General features: G+C 38.7%; 17 protein-coding genes. 7 read left to right on the top strand and 10 right to left on the bottom strand.

Annotated elements, in window-relative coordinates:
* The first annotated feature begins 109 nt into the window (after positions 1-109).
* Positions 110-448: a P-II family nitrogen regulator gene (glnK, locus tag ESZ36_RS17655; RefSeq protein ID WP_146790311.1), complete on the top strand. Its 339-nt coding sequence runs from the start codon at positions 110-112 to the stop codon at positions 446-448.
* A 12-nt stretch (positions 449-460) separates the two neighbouring features.
* On the top strand, positions 461-1,741 hold the full coding sequence (locus tag ESZ36_RS17650; protein WP_146790309.1) for an ammonium transporter: 1,281 nt from the start codon (positions 461-463) through the stop codon (positions 1,739-1,741).
* 172 nt (positions 1,742-1,913) lie between these two features.
* Here the strand turns inward: ESZ36_RS17650 and ESZ36_RS17645 are convergent, their stop codons facing one another.
* Entirely contained in the window at positions 1,914-2,780 is an 867-nt protein-coding gene (locus ESZ36_RS17645) for a peptidylprolyl isomerase (RefSeq protein ID WP_146790307.1), read from the bottom strand.
* Positions 2,781-3,073: 293 nt separating this feature from the next.
* On the opposite strand from ESZ36_RS17645, the gene ESZ36_RS17640 reads away from it, so the two are divergent.
* The 5 genes from ESZ36_RS17640 to ESZ36_RS17615 all read left to right on the top strand — a co-directional run bounded on the left by ESZ36_RS17640 (position 3,074) and on the right by ESZ36_RS17615 (position 8,751).
* On the top strand, positions 3,074-3,469 hold the full coding sequence (locus ESZ36_RS17640) for a hypothetical protein (protein ID WP_146790305.1): 396 nt from the start codon (positions 3,074-3,076) through the stop codon (positions 3,467-3,469).
* A gap of 284 nt (positions 3,470-3,753) precedes the next feature.
* Complete coding sequence (locus ESZ36_RS17635) at positions 3,754-4,608, top strand: cytochrome c (protein WP_146790303.1); 855 nt, start codon at positions 3,754-3,756, stop codon at positions 4,606-4,608.
* 311 nt (positions 4,609-4,919) lie between these two features.
* A complete protein-coding gene (locus ESZ36_RS17630; protein ID WP_011041497.1) occupies positions 4,920-5,141 on the top strand; it encodes a FeoA family protein in 222 nt (73 codons plus the stop codon).
* A gap of 50 nt (positions 5,142-5,191) precedes the next feature.
* The gene (gene feoB / locus ESZ36_RS17625; RefSeq protein ID WP_146790301.1) at positions 5,192-7,375 is read left to right on the top strand and encodes a ferrous iron transport protein B; all 2,184 of its coding nucleotides are present in this window, start codon (positions 5,192-5,194) and stop codon (positions 7,373-7,375) included.
* A gap of 323 nt (positions 7,376-7,698) precedes the next feature.
* The gene (locus ESZ36_RS17615) at positions 7,699-8,751 is read left to right on the top strand and encodes a 6-phosphofructokinase (RefSeq protein ID WP_146790299.1); all 1,053 of its coding nucleotides are present in this window, start codon (positions 7,699-7,701) and stop codon (positions 8,749-8,751) included.
* An 87-nt stretch (positions 8,752-8,838) separates the two neighbouring features.
* Here ESZ36_RS17615 and ESZ36_RS17610 read toward each other — a convergent pair whose 3' ends face one another.
* The 9 genes from ESZ36_RS17610 to ESZ36_RS17570 form a co-directional block, all read right to left on the bottom strand.
* Positions 8,839-10,329: a sensor histidine kinase gene (locus ESZ36_RS17610; RefSeq protein ID WP_146790297.1), complete on the bottom strand. Its 1,491-nt coding sequence runs from the start codon at positions 10,327-10,329 to the stop codon at positions 8,839-8,841.
* A 21-nt stretch (positions 10,330-10,350) separates the two neighbouring features.
* Complete coding sequence (locus tag ESZ36_RS17605; protein ID WP_146790295.1) at positions 10,351-11,127, bottom strand: response regulator transcription factor; 777 nt, start codon at positions 11,125-11,127, stop codon at positions 10,351-10,353.
* 308 nt (positions 11,128-11,435) lie between these two features.
* Positions 11,436-12,167, bottom strand: coding sequence for a spondin domain-containing protein (locus ESZ36_RS17600; RefSeq protein WP_146790293.1), 732 nt, complete (start codon positions 12,165-12,167; stop codon positions 11,436-11,438).
* Positions 12,168-12,176: 9 nt separating this feature from the next.
* Positions 12,177-12,896: a spondin domain-containing protein gene (locus tag ESZ36_RS17595; RefSeq protein WP_211357808.1), complete on the bottom strand. Its 720-nt coding sequence runs from the start codon at positions 12,894-12,896 to the stop codon at positions 12,177-12,179.
* Positions 12,897-13,202: 306 nt separating this feature from the next.
* Positions 13,203-14,054, bottom strand: coding sequence for a hypothetical protein (locus ESZ36_RS17590; RefSeq protein ID WP_146790291.1), 852 nt, complete (start codon positions 14,052-14,054; stop codon positions 13,203-13,205).
* 207 nt (positions 14,055-14,261) lie between these two features.
* The gene (locus ESZ36_RS17585; RefSeq protein WP_146790289.1) at positions 14,262-15,341 is read right to left on the bottom strand and encodes a phosphotransferase enzyme family protein; all 1,080 of its coding nucleotides are present in this window, start codon (positions 15,339-15,341) and stop codon (positions 14,262-14,264) included.
* A 456-nt stretch (positions 15,342-15,797) separates the two neighbouring features.
* On the bottom strand, positions 15,798-16,904 hold the full coding sequence (locus ESZ36_RS17580) for an enoyl-CoA hydratase/isomerase family protein (RefSeq protein WP_146790287.1): 1,107 nt from the start codon (positions 16,902-16,904) through the stop codon (positions 15,798-15,800).
* Positions 16,904-17,680, bottom strand: coding sequence for an enoyl-CoA hydratase (locus ESZ36_RS17575; protein WP_146790285.1), 777 nt, complete (start codon positions 17,678-17,680; stop codon positions 16,904-16,906). Before ESZ36_RS17575 ends, ESZ36_RS17580 begins: the two co-directional genes overlap by 1 nt.
* Before the next feature lie 106 nt (positions 17,681-17,786).
* The gene (locus tag ESZ36_RS17570) at positions 17,787-18,953 is read right to left on the bottom strand and encodes an acyl-CoA dehydrogenase family protein (RefSeq protein WP_146790283.1); all 1,167 of its coding nucleotides are present in this window, start codon (positions 18,951-18,953) and stop codon (positions 17,787-17,789) included.
* Positions 18,954-19,016: the final 63 nt, after the last annotated feature.

Genomic DNA, 19,016 nt, shown 5'->3' with positions numbered 1-19,016 from the left:
GAAATACACAATACCTCTAAGCCTCTAATTAATATGGTAAATTCAACTTGGCATATGAATTGTATTATCAAGTTATTAGATATATTAAAACGATAACTTGAGGTTCACCATGAAAATAATTAGCGCAATTATAAAACCATTTAAATTAGATGATGTTCGAGAGGCTATTTCTGAAGTAGGCGTCGAAGGTATCACTGTGAGTGAAGTGAAGGGATTTGGTCGTCAAAAAGGGCATACCGAATTATACCGCGGCGCTGAATACCAAGTTGATTTCCTGCCTAAAGTAAAAATAGAAATTGCGGTGAATGAAGAGCTTGTTGAACGCTTAGTGGAAACCATTACTAAAGCGGCTTACACCGGAAAAATTGGTGACGGTAAGATTTTTGTTTATAACCTAGAACAAGCTATCCGTATTCGTACGGGTGAGCAAGATTCTGAAGCACTTTAAAGGATAATAATAATGGAACAAAATATTTTTCAATTACAATATGCATTAGATACCTTTTATTTTCTAATGTGCGGTGCCTTGGTTATGTGGATGGCGGCAGGCTTTTCAATGCTTGAAGCTGGTCTGGTAAGAGCTAAAAATACCACAGAAATATTGACTAAAAACGTTGCACTTTATGCTATTGCTTGCATCATGTACCTTATTGTTGGTTACGACATTATGTATGGTGGCGGTGTATTTCTAAATGGTATTGCCTTAGATGGTGCTAGTGATGCAGAGTCACTTGTTGGTGCAGTTTTAGCTGAATCGGCTGAAGCAGGTTTTGATGGCGGCGCGGTTTATTCCAATGCTTCTGATTTCTTCTTCCAGGTAGTCTTTGTTGCTACCGCGATGTCGATTGTGTCAGGTGCTGTTGCTGAGCGCATGAAGTTATGGGCTTTCTTAGCATTTACTGTCGTGTTAACCGGTTTTATATACCCGATGGAAGGTAGTTGGACTTGGAACGGCGAAGCTGTATTTGGCTTATATACTTTAGGTGACTTGGGTTTCTCAGATTTCGCTGGCTCAGGTATTGTTCATATGGCAGGTGCTTCTGCAGCATTAGCTGGTGTTTTATTGCTGGGTGCTCGTAAAGGGAAATACAGCAAAGACGGTAAAGTTAATGCAATTCCTGGTGCTAACTTACCAATGGCTACATTAGGAACTTTCATTTTATGGATGGGGTGGTTTGGTTTTAATGGTGGCTCAGTCTTAAAACTAGCTGACATTAATAGTGCTAACTCAGTCGCTATGGTGTTTTTAAATACCAATGCTGCCGCTGCGGCAGGTGCAATATCAGCGCTTATCTTTGCTAAAATATTGTTTAAAAAAGCTGATTTAACCATGACATTAAACGGTGCATTAGCAGGTTTAGTCGCGATTACTGCTGAGCCATCAACTCCATCGCCATTACAAGCGACAATCTTTGGTGCTATTGCTGGTGTTATTGTGGTGATGTCAATTTTAGCATTAGATAAAATTAAGATTGATGATCCAGTAGGTGCTATTTCAGTTCACGGTGTTGTTGGTTTCTTTGGTTTGATGATTGTTCCTATTACTAATTCAGCTTCTAGCTTTAGCGGTCAGCTTATTGGCGCTGCAACTATCTTTGTTTGGGTCTTTGTGACGAGCTTCATCGTTTGGTTCAGCTTGAAGAAAATTATCGGTATTCGAGTGAGTGCTGAAGAAGAATATGAAGGTGTTGATATCTCTGATTGTGGTATGGAAGCTTACCCAGAGTTTACTAGGGGTTAAGAGTACGAGAGGTTAAAATTAACCTTCCTAGTAGTAGGCGTTAATATACAAGCCTGCTATTAGTATTCAAAATTGCAGCCAAAAAAAGCCGTCTATCGTAAATGATAGGCGGCTTTTTACTTGTCTATTGTTTGATTCAGTTAATGACTTAAACAATAGTTATTGTTAACAGCTAGCTTTTAATAAAACGTTTTCGTGTTGAAACGAGTGCTAACATAACAAGTGAAAACCACGTGATTGAACCACCGCTGTCTTCTTCAGCGTCAGGTAAATATTTATTTGGATCATTTGGGAAGGCATCAGCGATGTCTATCACGCCATCGTTATCACTATCAGGCTCTTTTGACTTCGATGGGAATAAATCGCTGTCCGTCACAGGAGAAGAGTCATAAACCTTTACATACTCAATAACCGCAAAATTTTCCATTCCGGGTGCACTCATATCCGCACAGGCTTGACCCTCGTCTACGACCATAGGAATACCCGTTAGGTTGTTATTATTACATAGCTTAAGTTGAGCTATTTTTTCTATAACATCCAAGCCTTCAATCACTTGGCCAAAAACGGTAAAACCGCCATTCTGTCTGTCTAAATTATCACTACTATCAGCTAAGTTGAAAAACCATTGGTTAGTAGCACTATGAACACTGTCGCTTTTTTTTGCCATGGCTATGGTGCCTTTGACATTAGAATAAACAGGTTCATTTATTATTGGATCATTTGAAACTAATTGTGTTAATGGCCATGTACCACCAAACTCGTAGCCACCAGCTTGTACGATATTTAATCCATTGCCAGATGCTACTCTATGCACTACGGAATCATCATAGTGTTGTGAGTTAACATAGCTTAGAAAGTTAGCGACCGTTGCAGGTGTAGTTGTATCAAACAAGTTAACTTTAATAAGATCTGTACTTAACGATGTCTTAATTTCTACAATAGTTGCGCTGGCGGTGTTAGTAAAAACTAAACTGGCAGTAGCGATGCCGACAAGGGCTAATATCTTTCTGGTATTTTTCTTTGTTATTTGTGTAAACATGGACAACCTAAGTTTGCAGTTAATGGTTCGAATTTGTAGCTCATAGTAAAGGCTGTGATTGGTGTTAACAAGTAGCCGTTACACTTTAGTAACTTAGCTTTAAATATGAAGATTACTTTTCCTAGGCGAATGAGGCTGTTAATAGCTTTGTTCTGTATAAAAACACTTCACAGTAAGCCCGTTCTGCTCGCCAGCTTAATTAGTGCGTTAATAGTTCGCTTGCTTTGGCATCGAAAGACACTAGAATAGCGCCAACCTCGTTGAATATACGTTTATAAATTTAAGGGAAAAATGTGAAAAAACTATTGTGGGTAAGTATTTTTATGCTGCTTTCATCTGTGTCTAGCTTTGCTCAAGCCGACATGAAAATGGGGGTCGCGCTCGATATGGATTTAAGTCTAGTAGCGCAAATAGATCGCTACAATATCGTACTCGGTGATAGGGGCTTTGCGGTCGATTATTTAATTAAAACAGGTCAATTTGATAATAAAACGCCATTATCTTGGTATTTTTCCGGTGGCGGCTGGACTGAATGGGATGACGGCTTTGGTGTTCGTGCTCCCGTAGGTATTTCTTGGTACTTTGCTAAGGGATGGGATTTATATGGACAAGTACAGCCAGTAGCAAATTTTGATGATGGCTTTAAGTTCAGCGTTGATGGTGCTGTTGGAGTACGTTTTTCATTTTAGCCCTAATTCTATGAGTGAATAATCTAGTATACAGAAAGCGCCTTAACGCGCTTTCTAATTCCAGCTGAATCCTGCCTTTTGAGATAATACCAACCTGATAACATCACAAAATGAATGAAATATAGAATAACTATGTTTAACTCATTTTGCTTGTTTTAAGCTCGCTGATGTAGCTCTAAGCTGACCAATAAATTATTCCGATTGGTATATCATGGGTATAGATCAATAACCATAATCATCAATTTGTTTACACTAAGTTAATAAATTATATTGAGTACTTAGTTATGCGTTGGCGTTATTTCATTATTTTACAAGCTATTATTTTGCTCGTCGTAGCAGGACTCGTTTATAAACATCAAGATAAAGTTAAGTTAATTAAAACTCCGCCCATTGAATTGGCAAAATGGTATAAGCCTGAAAATAAACGTCAAGTTTGGCTACATAATATGTTCAAACTTCGCCGGGAAATGCAGGCGGTAGAATTTTATGCACAACAGCAAGATGTTGAACACTTGCAAATATGGGCAGAAAAATTAAACAAACACTACTTTAAAATTGCTGACATGGTACCCGCTTGGCAAAAAAAATTAGCGATAAACACTATGGCTGAGTTGAAGCTTGCTAGTGAACAAAAAGATTTTACCTCGGTATTAGTTCAGCATGAAACGTTGCAAAAAAGTTGTGACTCTTGTCATGACGATTATCAAGCAATTACAGCTTTGACCTATAGAACTCCAGACTTTTCAAACATTCAAATTACCCCAAAGCTCAGCTTTGTTGAACATATGGATATATTAACAAGGCAAGTGAACCAGATAAAAATTTCAGCACAAGATGGTAATAAGTCTTTAGCGCTATCATCTTTAGCAGGCCTTAATGATGAAATGGCAACGCTGGGAGAAACCTGCGTAGGTTGCCATAAAAAAGACCGGAAGCCTTACCCAAGTGAAGTGATGAAAAAAACACTCAGTAGTTTAAAGACATCCATAGAATCAGGTACCGCTAAACAACAAGGACGCGATCTTGGTACGTTAGCCGTATTAGCATGTGCTCGTTGTCATGGAACACACCGTATTGCTTATGGCGCTAAAAAACATTTAGTTAAAGACGTAAGCTTCAGTAATTTAATAAAGCACTAAATGTTAAATACCAGCTAGTGAGTTTGTGGTGACTTAACCTATAAGTTAACCATTGATGGTTAGGCGAGGGTGTTCGCTATTATTTACCTGAGGCTGAATGTGAGGCGAGCCATTTAGTGATACCACAAGATAACAGGTCTTTAGTATCGCTTAGGTTTTTTATCAACGCTAACTTGATCAAAATCAAGCCAGAAGAGCAGCTTTTACTGTTGTATTGGAAGACTAAATGCTACTATCTAAATAATAGTAATTATCATTAGCTCTTAGGTTACCCTTTTGAGTGAGATGAATTTGTTTTTTGGATTTATATTATGACTCTAGCTGAACTTCCCCTTAATAAACCAGCCAAAATTAGCGCGCTACCGAAAGATGAAGCTATCGCTGCTCAATTGATTGAACAGGGCTTCACGCTTAGGTCACATGTATCATTAGCGCATAAGGCTCCTTTTAATGGTCCAATGGCTTTTCGCTTACACAATACTAAAATTAGCATTCAGCGTGATATCGCAAAACAAATTGGCGTTAATTTTTAATTAATGAATGAGCTATTCATTCATAACAAGCAACCAAAAAGAATCTTTCCGTGAAACAATCAAAACATTTCGCACTGGTTGGTTTTGCCAACTCGGGCAAAAGCACATTATTTAATCTGTTATTATCTGATAGCGAAAGCAATAAAAAGCAGAGTAAACAAAATGTAGGCAATTGGTCAGGTGTGACTGTTGCAGCTAAAAAAACAAGTATTACCCTAAATAAGCAAGCTGCTTATTTATCCGATCTTCCCGGCTTAAGTTCATTAGAACGTCATGCAGAACAGGGTAAAGATCTCACTATTTCTCAATCATTTTTGCAAGAGAATGATATTGATTTTTTAGTCAATGTTGTTGATGTTAATCAACTTAGTCGCCAACTTTATTTAACTAGCCAGTTACTAGAGTTGGGAGTACCAATGATCGTGGTACTTAATAAAATCGATCGACAAAAACATTTAGATATTGATATTTCGCAATTAGCAGCCGAATTAGGTTGTCCTGTTGTTGCCATTAGCGCACAACGTGATGATGCCTTAAAAAAGGTGCAACAAGCACTTGGTCAATTGAACGGTGACCTATCTGCCGTGCACCAAAAAATTATTGATAATGCTTACACGGAGCCAAAAAATAAGGCAAAGCCAAGTGTCAAAGTAATGCAAGCTCGTTATGACTACATTACTGACATGCTGGCGCGCGTAAGCAGTGTTGAGGCGACAAACGCAGCTTTTGCTAATCCAGCCTCTAGCAACAAGCCCTTTTCAGAAAAAATTGATAGCGTAGTATTGCACCCCATAACAGGCATACCTGTATTTCTTGGCGTGATGTACTTACTCTTTATGTTTGCCATTAACGTAGGTAGTGCCTTTATCGACTTTTTCGATATTCTTAGTGGTACTTTATTCGTTGAATATCCTTTGCACTTTCTTGCACCTTTAGATTTACCGCAGTGGATGCTTACTATTGTTGAAGGTTTGGGCAGTGGCTTGCAAACGGTAGCGACTTTTATTCCTATCATTGCTTGTCTCTTTATCGGTTTATCGCTGCTTGAAAGCTCAGGGTATTTAGCTCGTGCTGCGTTTGTTGTCGACAGTTTGATGCAAAAAATTGGTTTGCCCGGTAAAGCTTTTGTTCCTTTGATTGTTGGTTTTGGCTGTACGGTACCGGCGGTAATGTCAGCAAGAATTCTTGATAGTGAACGAGAACGTATTACCACAGTAATGATGTCACCCTTTATGTCATGTGGCGCAAGGCTACCTGTATATGCATTATTTGCTGCAGCATTCTTTCCTGATAACGGTCAGAATTTAGTGTTTTTATTGTATTTAGTGGGTATTGCCGCCGCTATATTTACCGGATTCTTATTAAAGAAAACCGTTTTATCAGGCACGACTTCATTAAACATTATGGAATTGCCGCAGTATGAGATGCCAAGAATTGGTGCTCTTAGTAAGCGAGTATGGCAACGTACCAGTAGTTTTGTCACAGGTGCAGGTAAAACCATTGTGATTGTGGTGTGTTTACTTAACTTTTTTAACTCTATTGGCATTGACGGTAAATTTGGTAGCCAAGACAGTGAGAATTCAGTATTGAGCCAAGGGGCAAAAGTGGTTATGCCGCTATTGGCACCTATGGGCGTTCAAGAAGATAATTGGCAAGCCGGCGTAGGAATAATCACCGGAATATTTGCCAAAGAAGTATTGGTTGCTACGTTTAATAATTTATATTCACCACATGCCTCAGAGAGTGAAGGAGAGCCATCGTTGGTACAAAGTTGGCAGGACGCTACAGATAGCATAAAAGAAAATTTATTTGGTCTTTCCCCTGATGACCCATTAGGTATTAGCGTCGGCGAAATCAGTGACTTAAATATTGCTGCACAAGAGCAAGGTGTTGAATTAACTACTTACCAACGAATGCAAATAGCTTTTGTAAGCCAGTTAGGCGCTTTTAGCTATTTATTATTCATCTTACTTTATACTCCTTGCGTTGCTGCTATGGGAGCAATTAAAAATGAAGTAGGTAGTCGCTGGGCTGGATTTGCTGGAATATGGAGCTTTGTTTTTGCCTATTTGGTATCAACGTTATGTTATCAAATTGGTAATTTCTTGGCCTCACCATTAAGTTCTAGTATCACTATTGCTCTTGCTTTATTAACCTTTGTTTTGATTTACTTTTGGCTTAAACATAAAGGTAAAAAGGTATTAACTATTCCTGTAAGGGTCAGTTACAGCTAATAACTGTTTAGCGTAACAAAACTCAACTTGGCTGCAACTCTGGCTAAATAGTTTGTCCAACAAGCCACATTTCAATTTATATGATTCGTCATAGCTAACAGTCGTTCGTTATTGTTAGCTATGTCACCTCCATTGTTACCTTCATTTTTACGGCGCTATCACCTTTTTGTGTGGAAAAACCACATGACAAAGGCTCTACCGTGTATAAATACCCAACAAATTACTGTAAATATATCTCGATAGATCAACAGACCTTAACCAAAGTCATATTAATTATCGCAGAAATCTTGTACTTTGAATGGTAACGGGTTTGGAGTGAAAATATGAATAATAAATCAATTAAGTCAGCTAAGCAGATTAAGCGCATTGCACTATTAACCAGTGGTGGCGATGCACCAGGTATGAATGCTGCGATACGTTCAGTTGTATTAGCAGCGCATCATTACCACATTGAAGTGATTGGCTTTTATCATGGTTATAACGGCTTGGTATGTGAAGAATATATCGCTATGGCTGAATCGTTAACCTTGTTAAAAGTAAATGGCATCATTCATCTCGGCGGTACGATATTGAAGAGTGCACGTTGTCAATTAATGCATGAAGAAAAAGGCTTACAATTAGCCGCTGATACCTTAAATGATAAAGATATCGATGCACTGGTGGTTATAGGTGGAGATGGATCTTTTTCGGGAATGCTGGCGCTTAAATCTTATTGGTCAGGTCAGATGATTGGAATTCCCGGTACGATAGATAATGACTTAGATGGTACCGACTATACCATTGGTTTTGCCACCGCAGTGAACACGGGTATAGAAGCGATTGATAAAATTCGAGATACTGCAGATGCTTTTGAACGAATATTTATTGTTGAGTTGATGGGGCGACATTGTGGCCATATTACGTTTAATGTTGGTATTGCTTGTGCGGCAGAGCAGGTATTATCTTTTGAAAATTTCACCGCGAATGAGCAGTCGTCAAAATTACAGCAACTCGCGACAGAAATTACCACAGCAAAGAAAAATCGTCATTCAAGTTATATTATTGTTATCGCAGAAAATCTATGGCCAGGTGGCGCAGTAGAATTAGCGAAGCAATTGCACCAACAAGCTGATATTGAGTGCACGCCCTGTATCTTAGGACATATTCAGCGAGGTGGCTCACCCGTTGCTAAAGATAGAATACTCGCGACAAAAATGGGCGTAGCTGCTGTGCAAGCACTAATCGACGGTGAATCTAATATTATGGTGGCAGAGAAAAATAATGCGATGCATTTTATTACGCTGGATGAAGCAATTAAGCACGAAAAGGTAGTAAGCAAACAGCTCATTGATGCACAACAAAATATCTTGGCGTTAACGGCACAAACTCAGTGTTAAGAAAACGGACAAGATATTAGGGGCTGTTGATCTTTCGCGGTTAAATCTTGTTCAAAAGTGTTTCAATTTCAGCAGAACTTTTCATGATTAAGGCAACATAGGTATAGATAATGAAAAGCTGCTGCCATTGCCTAGTTCACTCTTAACCATCAGTTCAGAATTTATAACTTGAGATAATTTTTGGCTAATCGCGAGACCTAAGCCGGCATGCTGAGTGCTATCTTCTATAGCATTACTCGCTCTATACCTTGCATCAAATATATAGGCGATATCTTCTTTACTTATCCCACTACCATTATCAGTCACGCTTACTTTAACTTGTGTGGATAATTGAGTTACTGTCATAACAATGTCACCACCATTGTCGGTATGTCTAATGGCATTTTCTAATAAATTTGTCATTATGCGCTCTAACTTGGCAATATCAGAGTAAACAATGAATTGGCAAGGCTGAGGTTGTAAGGTTAGCGCAATGTTTTTTTCGGCAGCTTTTAAGTTAAATTTAGCCAGAATGTCGTGTAACAACTCACCTATAGGAAATGTCTCTAGATTGACAGTCACTTGACCATTTTCTAGATGCGCGAGTTCAAAAATTTGATCAATAAGGCGTTTAAGTTGACTAACATTGCGCTGAACGGTTGCTAAATAATCTTGTTTTTCAATGCTGGATAAATTGTCACCTTTGATCGCTAATATTTCAATATACCCTTGCATTGTCGCTAATGGCGTCCGTAGATCATGAGATAAATGGGCTAATAATTCTCGACGTATACGGTCGTTTTCAGTCAATAAAGAAAACTGTTGGTTAATTTGTACAACCATATCGTTAAACGTAGCACCGAGAAAGTGCACTTCATTACTATCAATATTCTGGCTTGATTCAGAGCCCCATTGCTTTAATTGTACTTTTGTTTGATCAAATTTTACCGCTTTAAGTGCCTGCATTTGTGTTGCAAGCTCTCTTACCGGACGAGTGAAAAATCGAAAAACAGCTAATAAAACAAGTAAAAAGAGGAACAAGCCGGCGACAACAAATGCGCCATACTTCTGTAAGTCTTTATCTGATTGCACTTGGCTAAAAATTGAATCATAAATTTCGCCACCAATAATAATATATAAATACCCCTGCAGCAGCTCACCTTGATAAACAGGGGAGGCTGAAAATATTTTTTTATCGTTTATATCTCGAGGATCATCACCAAAAACAGGCACTTGTTGTGGTTTATCAATAAGCTTTTTTAGCGGCGTTAGTGAAACAGACTTTCGTTTTATTTTAGCGGGATCAGCGGAGTACGTTAAAATATTACCTTGGGTATCTAAAAAGTAAAATTCAAAGGCAGGACCTAAAAGCATTAGCGTATGAAAAAGGTTTTCTAGGGCAGCTTTATCGTAAACACCATCTTGTAATAACGGGTTATCATGGGCTAGATGTTCCGCGAGATTTACGTGTAACTTTTGCTCTGCCTGGTACTTTGATTGCTGTACTAAAGAGTTACTCCAAGCAACAAGCAATGAGGCCATGACCATGAAAGTAGCGCAGAGTGTTAATGCTAAACGTTGATAAAGTGATGTTTTCATCGGAGAAAAGTCCTTACTAAATTATAATACCGCTGATGGCATTACGCCCGCTGAATTAAGTTTATAACCAACTCCCCAGACGGTCTGAATTATTTTTGGTTCAGTACAATCTTCCTCAAGTTTACTTCTAAGGCGATTAATATGAGAGTTAACTGTGTGTTCATAGCCATTGTGATGGTAACCCCAAACACCATCGAGTAACTGAGCACGTGAAAATACCTGATCAGGGTGCTGACAGAAAAAATCAATCAATTCAAATTCTGTAACCGTTAAATTAATTGCTTTATTTTTATACGTGACTTGATGAAATCTATGATCAACCAGCAGCTGTCCTATCGATGTACTTGTCTTATCTAACTGAGCCGATTCTTGAGCTGGTTTTTCTTCAATTACCGAGCTGTTAATTTCAGAGGCATTCTTGGCGGTAACTGCATGAACCCTGCGTAATTGGCTCCTGACTCGGGCTTGTAATTCTCGAACACTGAAAGGTTTAGTCATATAGTCATCAGCCCCCAACTCAAGTCCCAATATACGGTCTATTTCTGACGTTTTAGAAGTAAGCATAATAATGGACTGTAATGGTTTTTCTTGCCTAACTTGTCGACAAATATCTAAGCCGCTAATACCTGGCAACATCACATCAAGCAAAATAAGCTGATAGTCTTTTGTTAAAGCTTGTTGTAATGCTTCGTTTCCTTGAGTACAAATATCGCAATTTAAATCTAATTCAGATAAATGCACCTTAATAAGTTTGGCAATATCAATTTCGTCTTCAATTATTAGAATATTATCTTTCATATTTTGGCCAATGAGTGAACTGAGCCACCTATACCAAGCGAACTAATTAAGTGATTACTTAGCGAGAATTAAAAGGTTTAGAGGCAAGGCATTGATTGAAGAGAATGGTTACCCCCTTGTCAAAATCAATAACGCCGTATATAAACCTTTTAAACTCGCCCTTCGGGAGCTCAGTAGAAAACTGATAACATCACAAAACCAATGAAATATAGAATAACTATGTTTAAAAATTTTGTTTGTTCTAAGTTCACTACTGTAGCTCTAAGTTAGTCAATTAATTAATCCGCTTGGTATCTTGACCAAGGACACTACTTAGTTCGAGTTATAGTTAATTTAACTGCAGGGTTATCAAAGCGATGAGCCTGAGTTAGTACTGAGCTTGGTAAACCATCATCTTTACTAACCACACCTGAATGATAACCGACTAGATCGATATCATTTCGCGTTGAATCATAACCAACCCCACCATCTGCTGGGCCTGGAATAGTACCGGCGGCTTCGTTATTTTGCTCGGTACCCGAATCGTAGACGTTTAATCGCCACGATTTTTCTTGGTTAAGGGTCAATGTTGATATATCTACACCAGTAAGACCCGAGAAAGCATCATTTGTATTCACCAACATTGTGGCAACGGTCAAATAAGTTGCTGTAGGATCCATTGTGCTGATGTTCACAGTAACGCTGGTACCAGGTAGAGTAGGGCCTTCAGCCGTTGCTGTAGCTAGATTATTCTCTAGTGCAATAAAGTCAGTATTATCTCCACCTTCGGCTAGTTTCTCTAAAGCCACTGAAGCTGCTTGACCAACTTGCCACATTTTAGCATCGCCGTGAAGTAAAACCGCTGCAGGTGAAAGAGGCTGAGCGTAGGTTAGATTAGTCAGCGTTAATGAGTAGCTATATTCCGTAGGAACTTCTTCTGGAGGAGTCTCCGCATTGTCATTATCATTACAAGCAGATAGACCTAAAGTGAGTAAACCCGCAATAAGTAATGGCTTAGCTAGTTTTTTTGTACTCTTTTTTTGAGTGTTAAAGGTTAACATGTTGCCCCCTTATTTCACGGTAATGGTAAGTTTAGCGACAGGGTTTAACCAACGTTGCACGCTATTATTAATATCACTTGTGCCTGCAGACATATCACTATCACCTAAACTACCACGGTGAATATGTACTTTATCGTTTGACTCCATATCTGTTACGCCAGTACCGTTCATGCCTAATAGAGGATCTAGTGGTGGTGGCACTGGCATGCCAGCTTCCCCAGGTGCACCACTGCCACGAAGTTCATCATTGGCTTCGGTACCCGCATCATAGGCATTTAAAAATACGGTATAAGTACCGGCTTCTTCAGGTATTTTCCAACTGTCTAAACCAACAAAACCATCATTAGAAGGCAAAACCATCGCAGTAAGTGATAAATGAGTATTGGTGCTGTCATTCGTTAAATCAAAGCTTGCTGACATTGCTGGTGCTAATAATCCTCCAGCAGGGTTTTCATTAATATTAGCGTCGGCATTAGTTAATATACTTGATAAACCTGAGATGCTACCACCCTCAGCCATGGCTTGAAGCTCATCGCTAGCCATTTCACCCGCCATAAAAATGTGATTTTCACTGGTATGTGCTGCTGTAATAACAGGGGTGAAGTACAAACCTTGCGTTAGGTTTGTGACAGTAATGGATAATTCTTGTGCCATAGTGGTTGAGCTCGCAAGCGCGAGTGCTAAAACACTTAATGTAGATGTGATTGGCGATTTCTTGATTACTTTCATGATACTTTCCTTTGCAGTTAGATTATACCAATCTGTTTGGTATGGTTTTGTTGTAGTAAAGAAAGTATGCGACTGAATTATCGCTTGGAGATCACGCATTTATCACTTTTTGTTGGAGAATTAATCACAGAAGTATCACAGCAATGAAGGAATGGTGTTTTAAATAGTATTCAAAGGCTTTTGAGAGTCTAAAGCTTCACAAGTAAGCGATAGATAGAAGGGAATTTTATGCGGTGGTTGGTGGTTATAGCGGCATAGTGAATTTAGAGGTGTTGTTATACACCTCTAAATATGGGGTAACTGCGGTTATATTTTTTTCACGTAAAAAGCCGTTTCATGACCCTGTATGTACATAACTGTTTCTGCTTTGTCTCCAAGGGTAGGCTCATCTAGCGAACTTACATTTTTAATCAATGTTATTGAATATTCTCCTGAAGCAGTGGTTGCTGGCGCTAAGGCACCCGTAATTACCCATAAAGAACCATCACTTAACAGTATTGAATCATTTTCACCTTCAGAATAAAATGTGTGAAGGCCTTGCCATATGATTTTTGCTTTCGTTAAAGGCTTAAGATAATAACCAAAAGGTGCGTATTCATTATATAAATACCACGCACTAGATTCGCCCAGTTTTTCAGCTGTTTGTGACGTTAGATCAGGAAAGTTGCTTCTTACAGTATAGAGTGTGTAATCAAAAATACCCCCAGTGTTAATGTCTGAATAGTCAATACCGTTAACTCTCCATATTGAATCATCATCTAATAACATTACGCTACCTACGGATAATGGCGCTAACTCAATATTTCCTTGTTGTAAAATAGTGGGGGTTTGGATCGGGTCAATGTAAAAGCTAGCGGCGCTATTGTTAATGAATACGTAATATTGCCCTTTAATACCCTGGTTAGGCTCACCAAAATCCTTTGGGTTATCATAAATAATGACGTCTACTTCTCCAGCACTAAGCGTTCCATCACCGAGTGATAAACCGACAATACTCCATAGCGTGCCATCTTCTAACTTTATTAAGTCGTTTATAGAGTGACTTTTAAGGTAAATTATTTCTGAATGCTGGGACGATATTTTATTATCAGATGAACCCCCGCCTTCTCCGCATGCAGAGAGCATAAAAACGAATACAAAAAAACACCATGATTTCATGAAAAATCCTTTTAAATTAATGAACTAGATTATGGTAACAGTAGAGTGATTGTTATACAACGTAACTCAGCGTTAGGCTATAGGAGAGATTTATTAATCGCTTTTCTCAAAGGCTTTTAGAATAAATAGTCATGGATATTACGCTATATTGATAGCCGTTATTTTGACTAGAGAACTTAAGAGTAGAGAATCTTCTATTAACAATGTTTACTTAGCGAGTTTTACTAACTCAAGCTCAGCTTCACAAAGTAAAGTAAATAATTGAACTTGGCTGATCGCGCGATCTAAATTATGCTTTTCACGGCTTACTTGGAAATAGGTATCACCATTTAAGTAGTCTGTTAAAAAACGAGTACCAATAATGAAAGGTAATAACTTAGCGCCAACAATTAAGCTGTCTTTTTCCAGCGCAGTCATCTTATCGCCAAAAGCATTTTGATAATTCTGAATTAATGCTTCAAAAATATCAAATTTAATCACCATGTCATCAATACTGGTGTCATCTTCTGCAAGGTTACTACAACATGTTCTTACCATATCGCCAAAGTCATGCATCAATAAGCCAGGCATGCAGGTATCAAGGTCAATTACCGCGCAAGGGATGTCACCTGTGGTAAATAATAGATTGTTTATCTTAGTATCGTTGTGTGTAACGTGTAGGGGTAATTTTTTACTAATCTCGGCAACATGATTAATAAAATCTTGTTGATCTAAGCAAAAGTTTACTAATGTTTGGCAACTCGATAAACGACCTTGCAGATCGTTTTTAACGGCTTCGTTAAGTTGTTGCATGCGGAAACTAATATCATGAAAGTCTTCGATAATAACAGCGAGTTCTTTAACGGGAAAATCACTTAGCGTACAGCTAAATTCTGCAAAAGCATTAGCAACGAGTGCCGCTTGTTCTGGTGATTCAACTTCCTCTAGTGTGTAGGAGTTACTGATGAATTCCATCAAGCGCCAATAGTTATCGCCAACTTTGCTATAAGTCTCACCCGTTTTGGTTAATATTTGCTGAGGAACTGTTAGCGGGTAGTTGCCGGCATCTTTCTGTTGTTGTAAGTGCAGGTTGATTTTTTGAGCGTTACTACTTAACTCTGCGGTTTTGGGGAAAACAACATGGTTAATTTGCTGTAAGACAAACTCAACTTTAGGGGTAGTTAACTGATAAGTATTATTGATATGACCATTGCCTAAAATATTTATTTCAACTTCAGAAAAGTCATAATCATAATTATTTAGAACAGTATCTATATCTGAATGTAGCGAGGCTGCTTTGTTATCCATTGCTTTTAATACTTATGTTTAAGTTACTATCTTGTTAGCAATGTGATTATTCGAGTAAACACTTACCAGTGAGCTTATGCTAATACGTTAATCTGTGACAAATTAAGGTGTAACAAATTAGCGCAAGATCTTACTCTTTTTTGTCAAATAGTGCAGTAACTTTCTTATCGACTTGCTTGCTATCCTATAGGAGTCAACGCAAATCCACTTTCTTCAGTGCTAAGTATCTTTTATCTTTATGCTGGATTTACAGCACGGGACAATCCGAATAATATGAATTTTGAAGCTTTCTCGACAATGATTAATGCTTGTAACGTGAATTGAATGAGGCTGCTAGAAAAGTAGCTGTTTATAGAAAAATAAGTAATGAGTCAGTTGTTCCTAAATCAATGAAAGCTACTTTTTAGTTGTAATATTAACCTCATTACTGAGGTTAATATTGTTATATTTAAAAAGCTATAAATCAGCCAACGGGTTTTGTTGCCAAGGTGCTTCAAAAAATGGTGCTATCACTTCGTTGGTAACTTCACTCAACTGCTTATATTGCCAGTCTGGATTTTGGTCTTTATCAATCAATAAAGCCCGTACACCCTCAGCAAACTCGGTGTGACGAATAATAGTAGTTGCCAGTAGTACTTCTTTTTCAAAGACAGTTTTTAAACCTAAACCTTTACAAAGTTCGAGTTGATGGAATATCCACTTAACCGCTAAAGGTGAGCCGCTGGCTAAACCATTTTTTGCCCGCTGAAGCCACTTATCATCAGTCTCGAGTGCATAAAAATTAGCCACTATTTTTTCTACATCATCACTGCGACATAAATCGTTAATTAATGTCTGATTAATGGCTAAGTTTCCAGCAGGAATATCGTCAATACACTGACTTTGATGATGACTGAAAATATTATCTAAGCTATTGTTGATTTCAATGGGAGGGCATTCTAATGACAACAACTCATCGATAATGTTTTGTTTGTTTGCATGAGCAATGGCGTAGTTAGCAATACCTGCATAAAGACCATCAGCAGCATTAATGGAGGAACTTGTTAATGCTAAAAATCGACCACAATAACCCGGCATGGTATTTAAAAAGTAACTACCGCCGACATCCGGAAATAATGCAATGGTCACTTCTGGCATCGCAATACGTGTTCTTTCGGTGGCAATACGATAAGCGCAACCAGCAAAAACTCCCAGACCACCGCCCATCACAATGCCATGGCCCCAAGCAATGGTTGGTTTAGGGTAATTATGCAGTAAATAATCTAGGCGATACTCTCGCTCAAAAAATGTTTCTGCATACTCGCATGGACCACCGGGCTGTTCAATCGATGACTTATACAAAGCTTGTACATCACCACCAGCACAGAAGGCTTTTTCACCCGCGCCTTGAATCAATACAGCGGCAATTTCATCGTTGTTTTGCCAATGCTGTAATTGAACTGACATAAGGTCAATCATTTCCAGCGTTAATGCGTTTAATGTTTTTTCACTGTTTAGTGTTAAAACACCAATATATTGGCCATTGTTAATTGCTAATTCTTCAACTATTACAGGGCTTGTCATTAGTTATTCTTCCACTGAGGTTTACGTTTTTCAACAAAGGCGCTAACACCTTCTTTTTGATCTTCGGTATCCCATAATTTTACAAAAAGTTCACGTTCTTTAGCATAAGCAGAATTTATGTCACCATTACGTGCTTCCATAATTAATGACTTACAAAAAGCTACTGAGGTTGGTGATTGTTTTTCGGCTTTTTCTGCCAACGCTAAAGCGCGTGTTAATACAGTGCCCGTCGGAACGACTTCAGATACTAGCCCTATTTTTTCAGCTTGCGGTGCTTTGATACGTTCACCTAATAAAATCATTCGCTTAGCCCAGCCTTCACCGATTAACCATGACAGTTGTTGCGAGCCTAAACCACAGGGTAATAGACCAACAGATGCTTCAGGTAGTGCCATTTGCGCTTGCTCTTCACATATTCGAACATCGCAAGACAAAGCGACTTCTAAACCTCCGCCCATAGCAAAGCCAGTGATCGCAGCAATGGAAACACCTTGATAGTTGGCTAAGGCTTCAAACGCACCGCCAAAAGCGGCTGAGAACTCAAAGGATAAACCTTTGTCATCATGGTTGAATCTATTTAAATCTGCGCCAGCACTAAAGAATTTTTCACTGTCACTCGTTAAAATAAGTGAGTAGTTATCTTTGTCTTCATTAAGTACACCGACTAACTGTTTTAGATAATTTAAGCTCTCAGGTGTCCAAGTATTTGCCGGAGGGTTGTTAAAAGTCACAATAGCGACATGGCCGCGTTTTTCTACCTTTAATAAATCACTCATCGATAACTCCAAAAAAATATTGTTTAAAAAATTTATAATATATAACCAAGCTACTTGAATATACGTCCCCGCAGGGTTGGTTTAGCAAGCTGCATACTCAAGTGCTTTAACGAATAATATCGGTGGCACCTTCTTCTAATATGCGTCGTGCGGTTATTACTCGCATAATCTCATTGGTACCTTCAAGAATTTGATGAACTCGTGCATCGCGCATATAGCGCTCGATAGGATATTCTTTGATATAGCCGTAACCGCCGTGTAATTGCAGTGCATCGTTACAAACATTAAAACCAATATCGGTTGCAAAACGTTTTGCCATGGCACAATAAGTCGATTTATCAGGGTCATTTATATCAATTTTACTTGCCGCTAATCGAATCATTTGTCGTGCAGCCACTAATTCTGTCACCATATCAGCCAACTTAAACTGTAAGGCTTGAAAAGCTGCCAGCGGTTTACCAAATTGTTTACGTTCTTGCATGTAAGCTTGTGACAAATCAATACACGCTTGCGCAGCACCAATTGAACAACTAGCGATATTAATTCGACCACCGTCTAAGCCTTTCATGGCAATTTTAAAGCCTTCACCTTCAGCGCCTAATAGACAATCTGCAGGTAACTTAGCGTTCTCAAAACTAATAGCGCGAGTAGGTTGTGAATTCCAGCCCATCTTATCTTCATTTTTGCCATAACTAACGCCAGCAAGATCAGCAGGTACTGCAAAAGCTGAAATACCTTTAGCGCCGTCATCTTGTGAACCAGTACGTGCCATTACGACCAATACATCAGTTTCACCCGCACCACTGATAAACATTTTACTGCCGTTAAGCAGGTAATAATCGCCGTCTTTTTTAGCGGTTGTACGTAATGATGCGGCGTCACTGCCAGCACCTGGCTCGGTTAAACAATATGATGCGAGTTTTTGACCCATCACTAAATCATCACACCATTGCTGTTTACTTGATTCAGTACCCCAAGTGGATATCATCCAACTGGCCATATTATGGATAGAAATAAAGGCTGCCGTTGAAGTACAGCCTACAGCTAGTTCTTCAAGAATGATCGAGGTATCTAAGCGCGGTAAATTCATACCACCTACGTCTTCTGGGCAGTACATACCCATAAATCCTAATTCACCGGCTTTTTTAAACATGGCTTTGGGAAAAATTTTCTTCTCATCCCATTCACTCGCAAACGGTTTCATCTCTCCCGCTGCAAAGCTTCGGGCAGCATCTTGAAAAGCTAATTGATCTTCGTTCAGTAAAAAATTCATAAATGCCCTTAATTCGAGTCATTACCATGATAACTGGTATGGCCTGATTGTATTATTTTTATA

Origin of the sequence: Colwellia demingiae (assembly GCF_007954275.1) — a bacterium.
Classification (GTDB): Bacteria; Pseudomonadota; Gammaproteobacteria; order Enterobacterales; family Alteromonadaceae; genus Colwellia; species Colwellia demingiae.
This window is presented reverse-complemented; position numbering and strand designations above follow the sequence as displayed.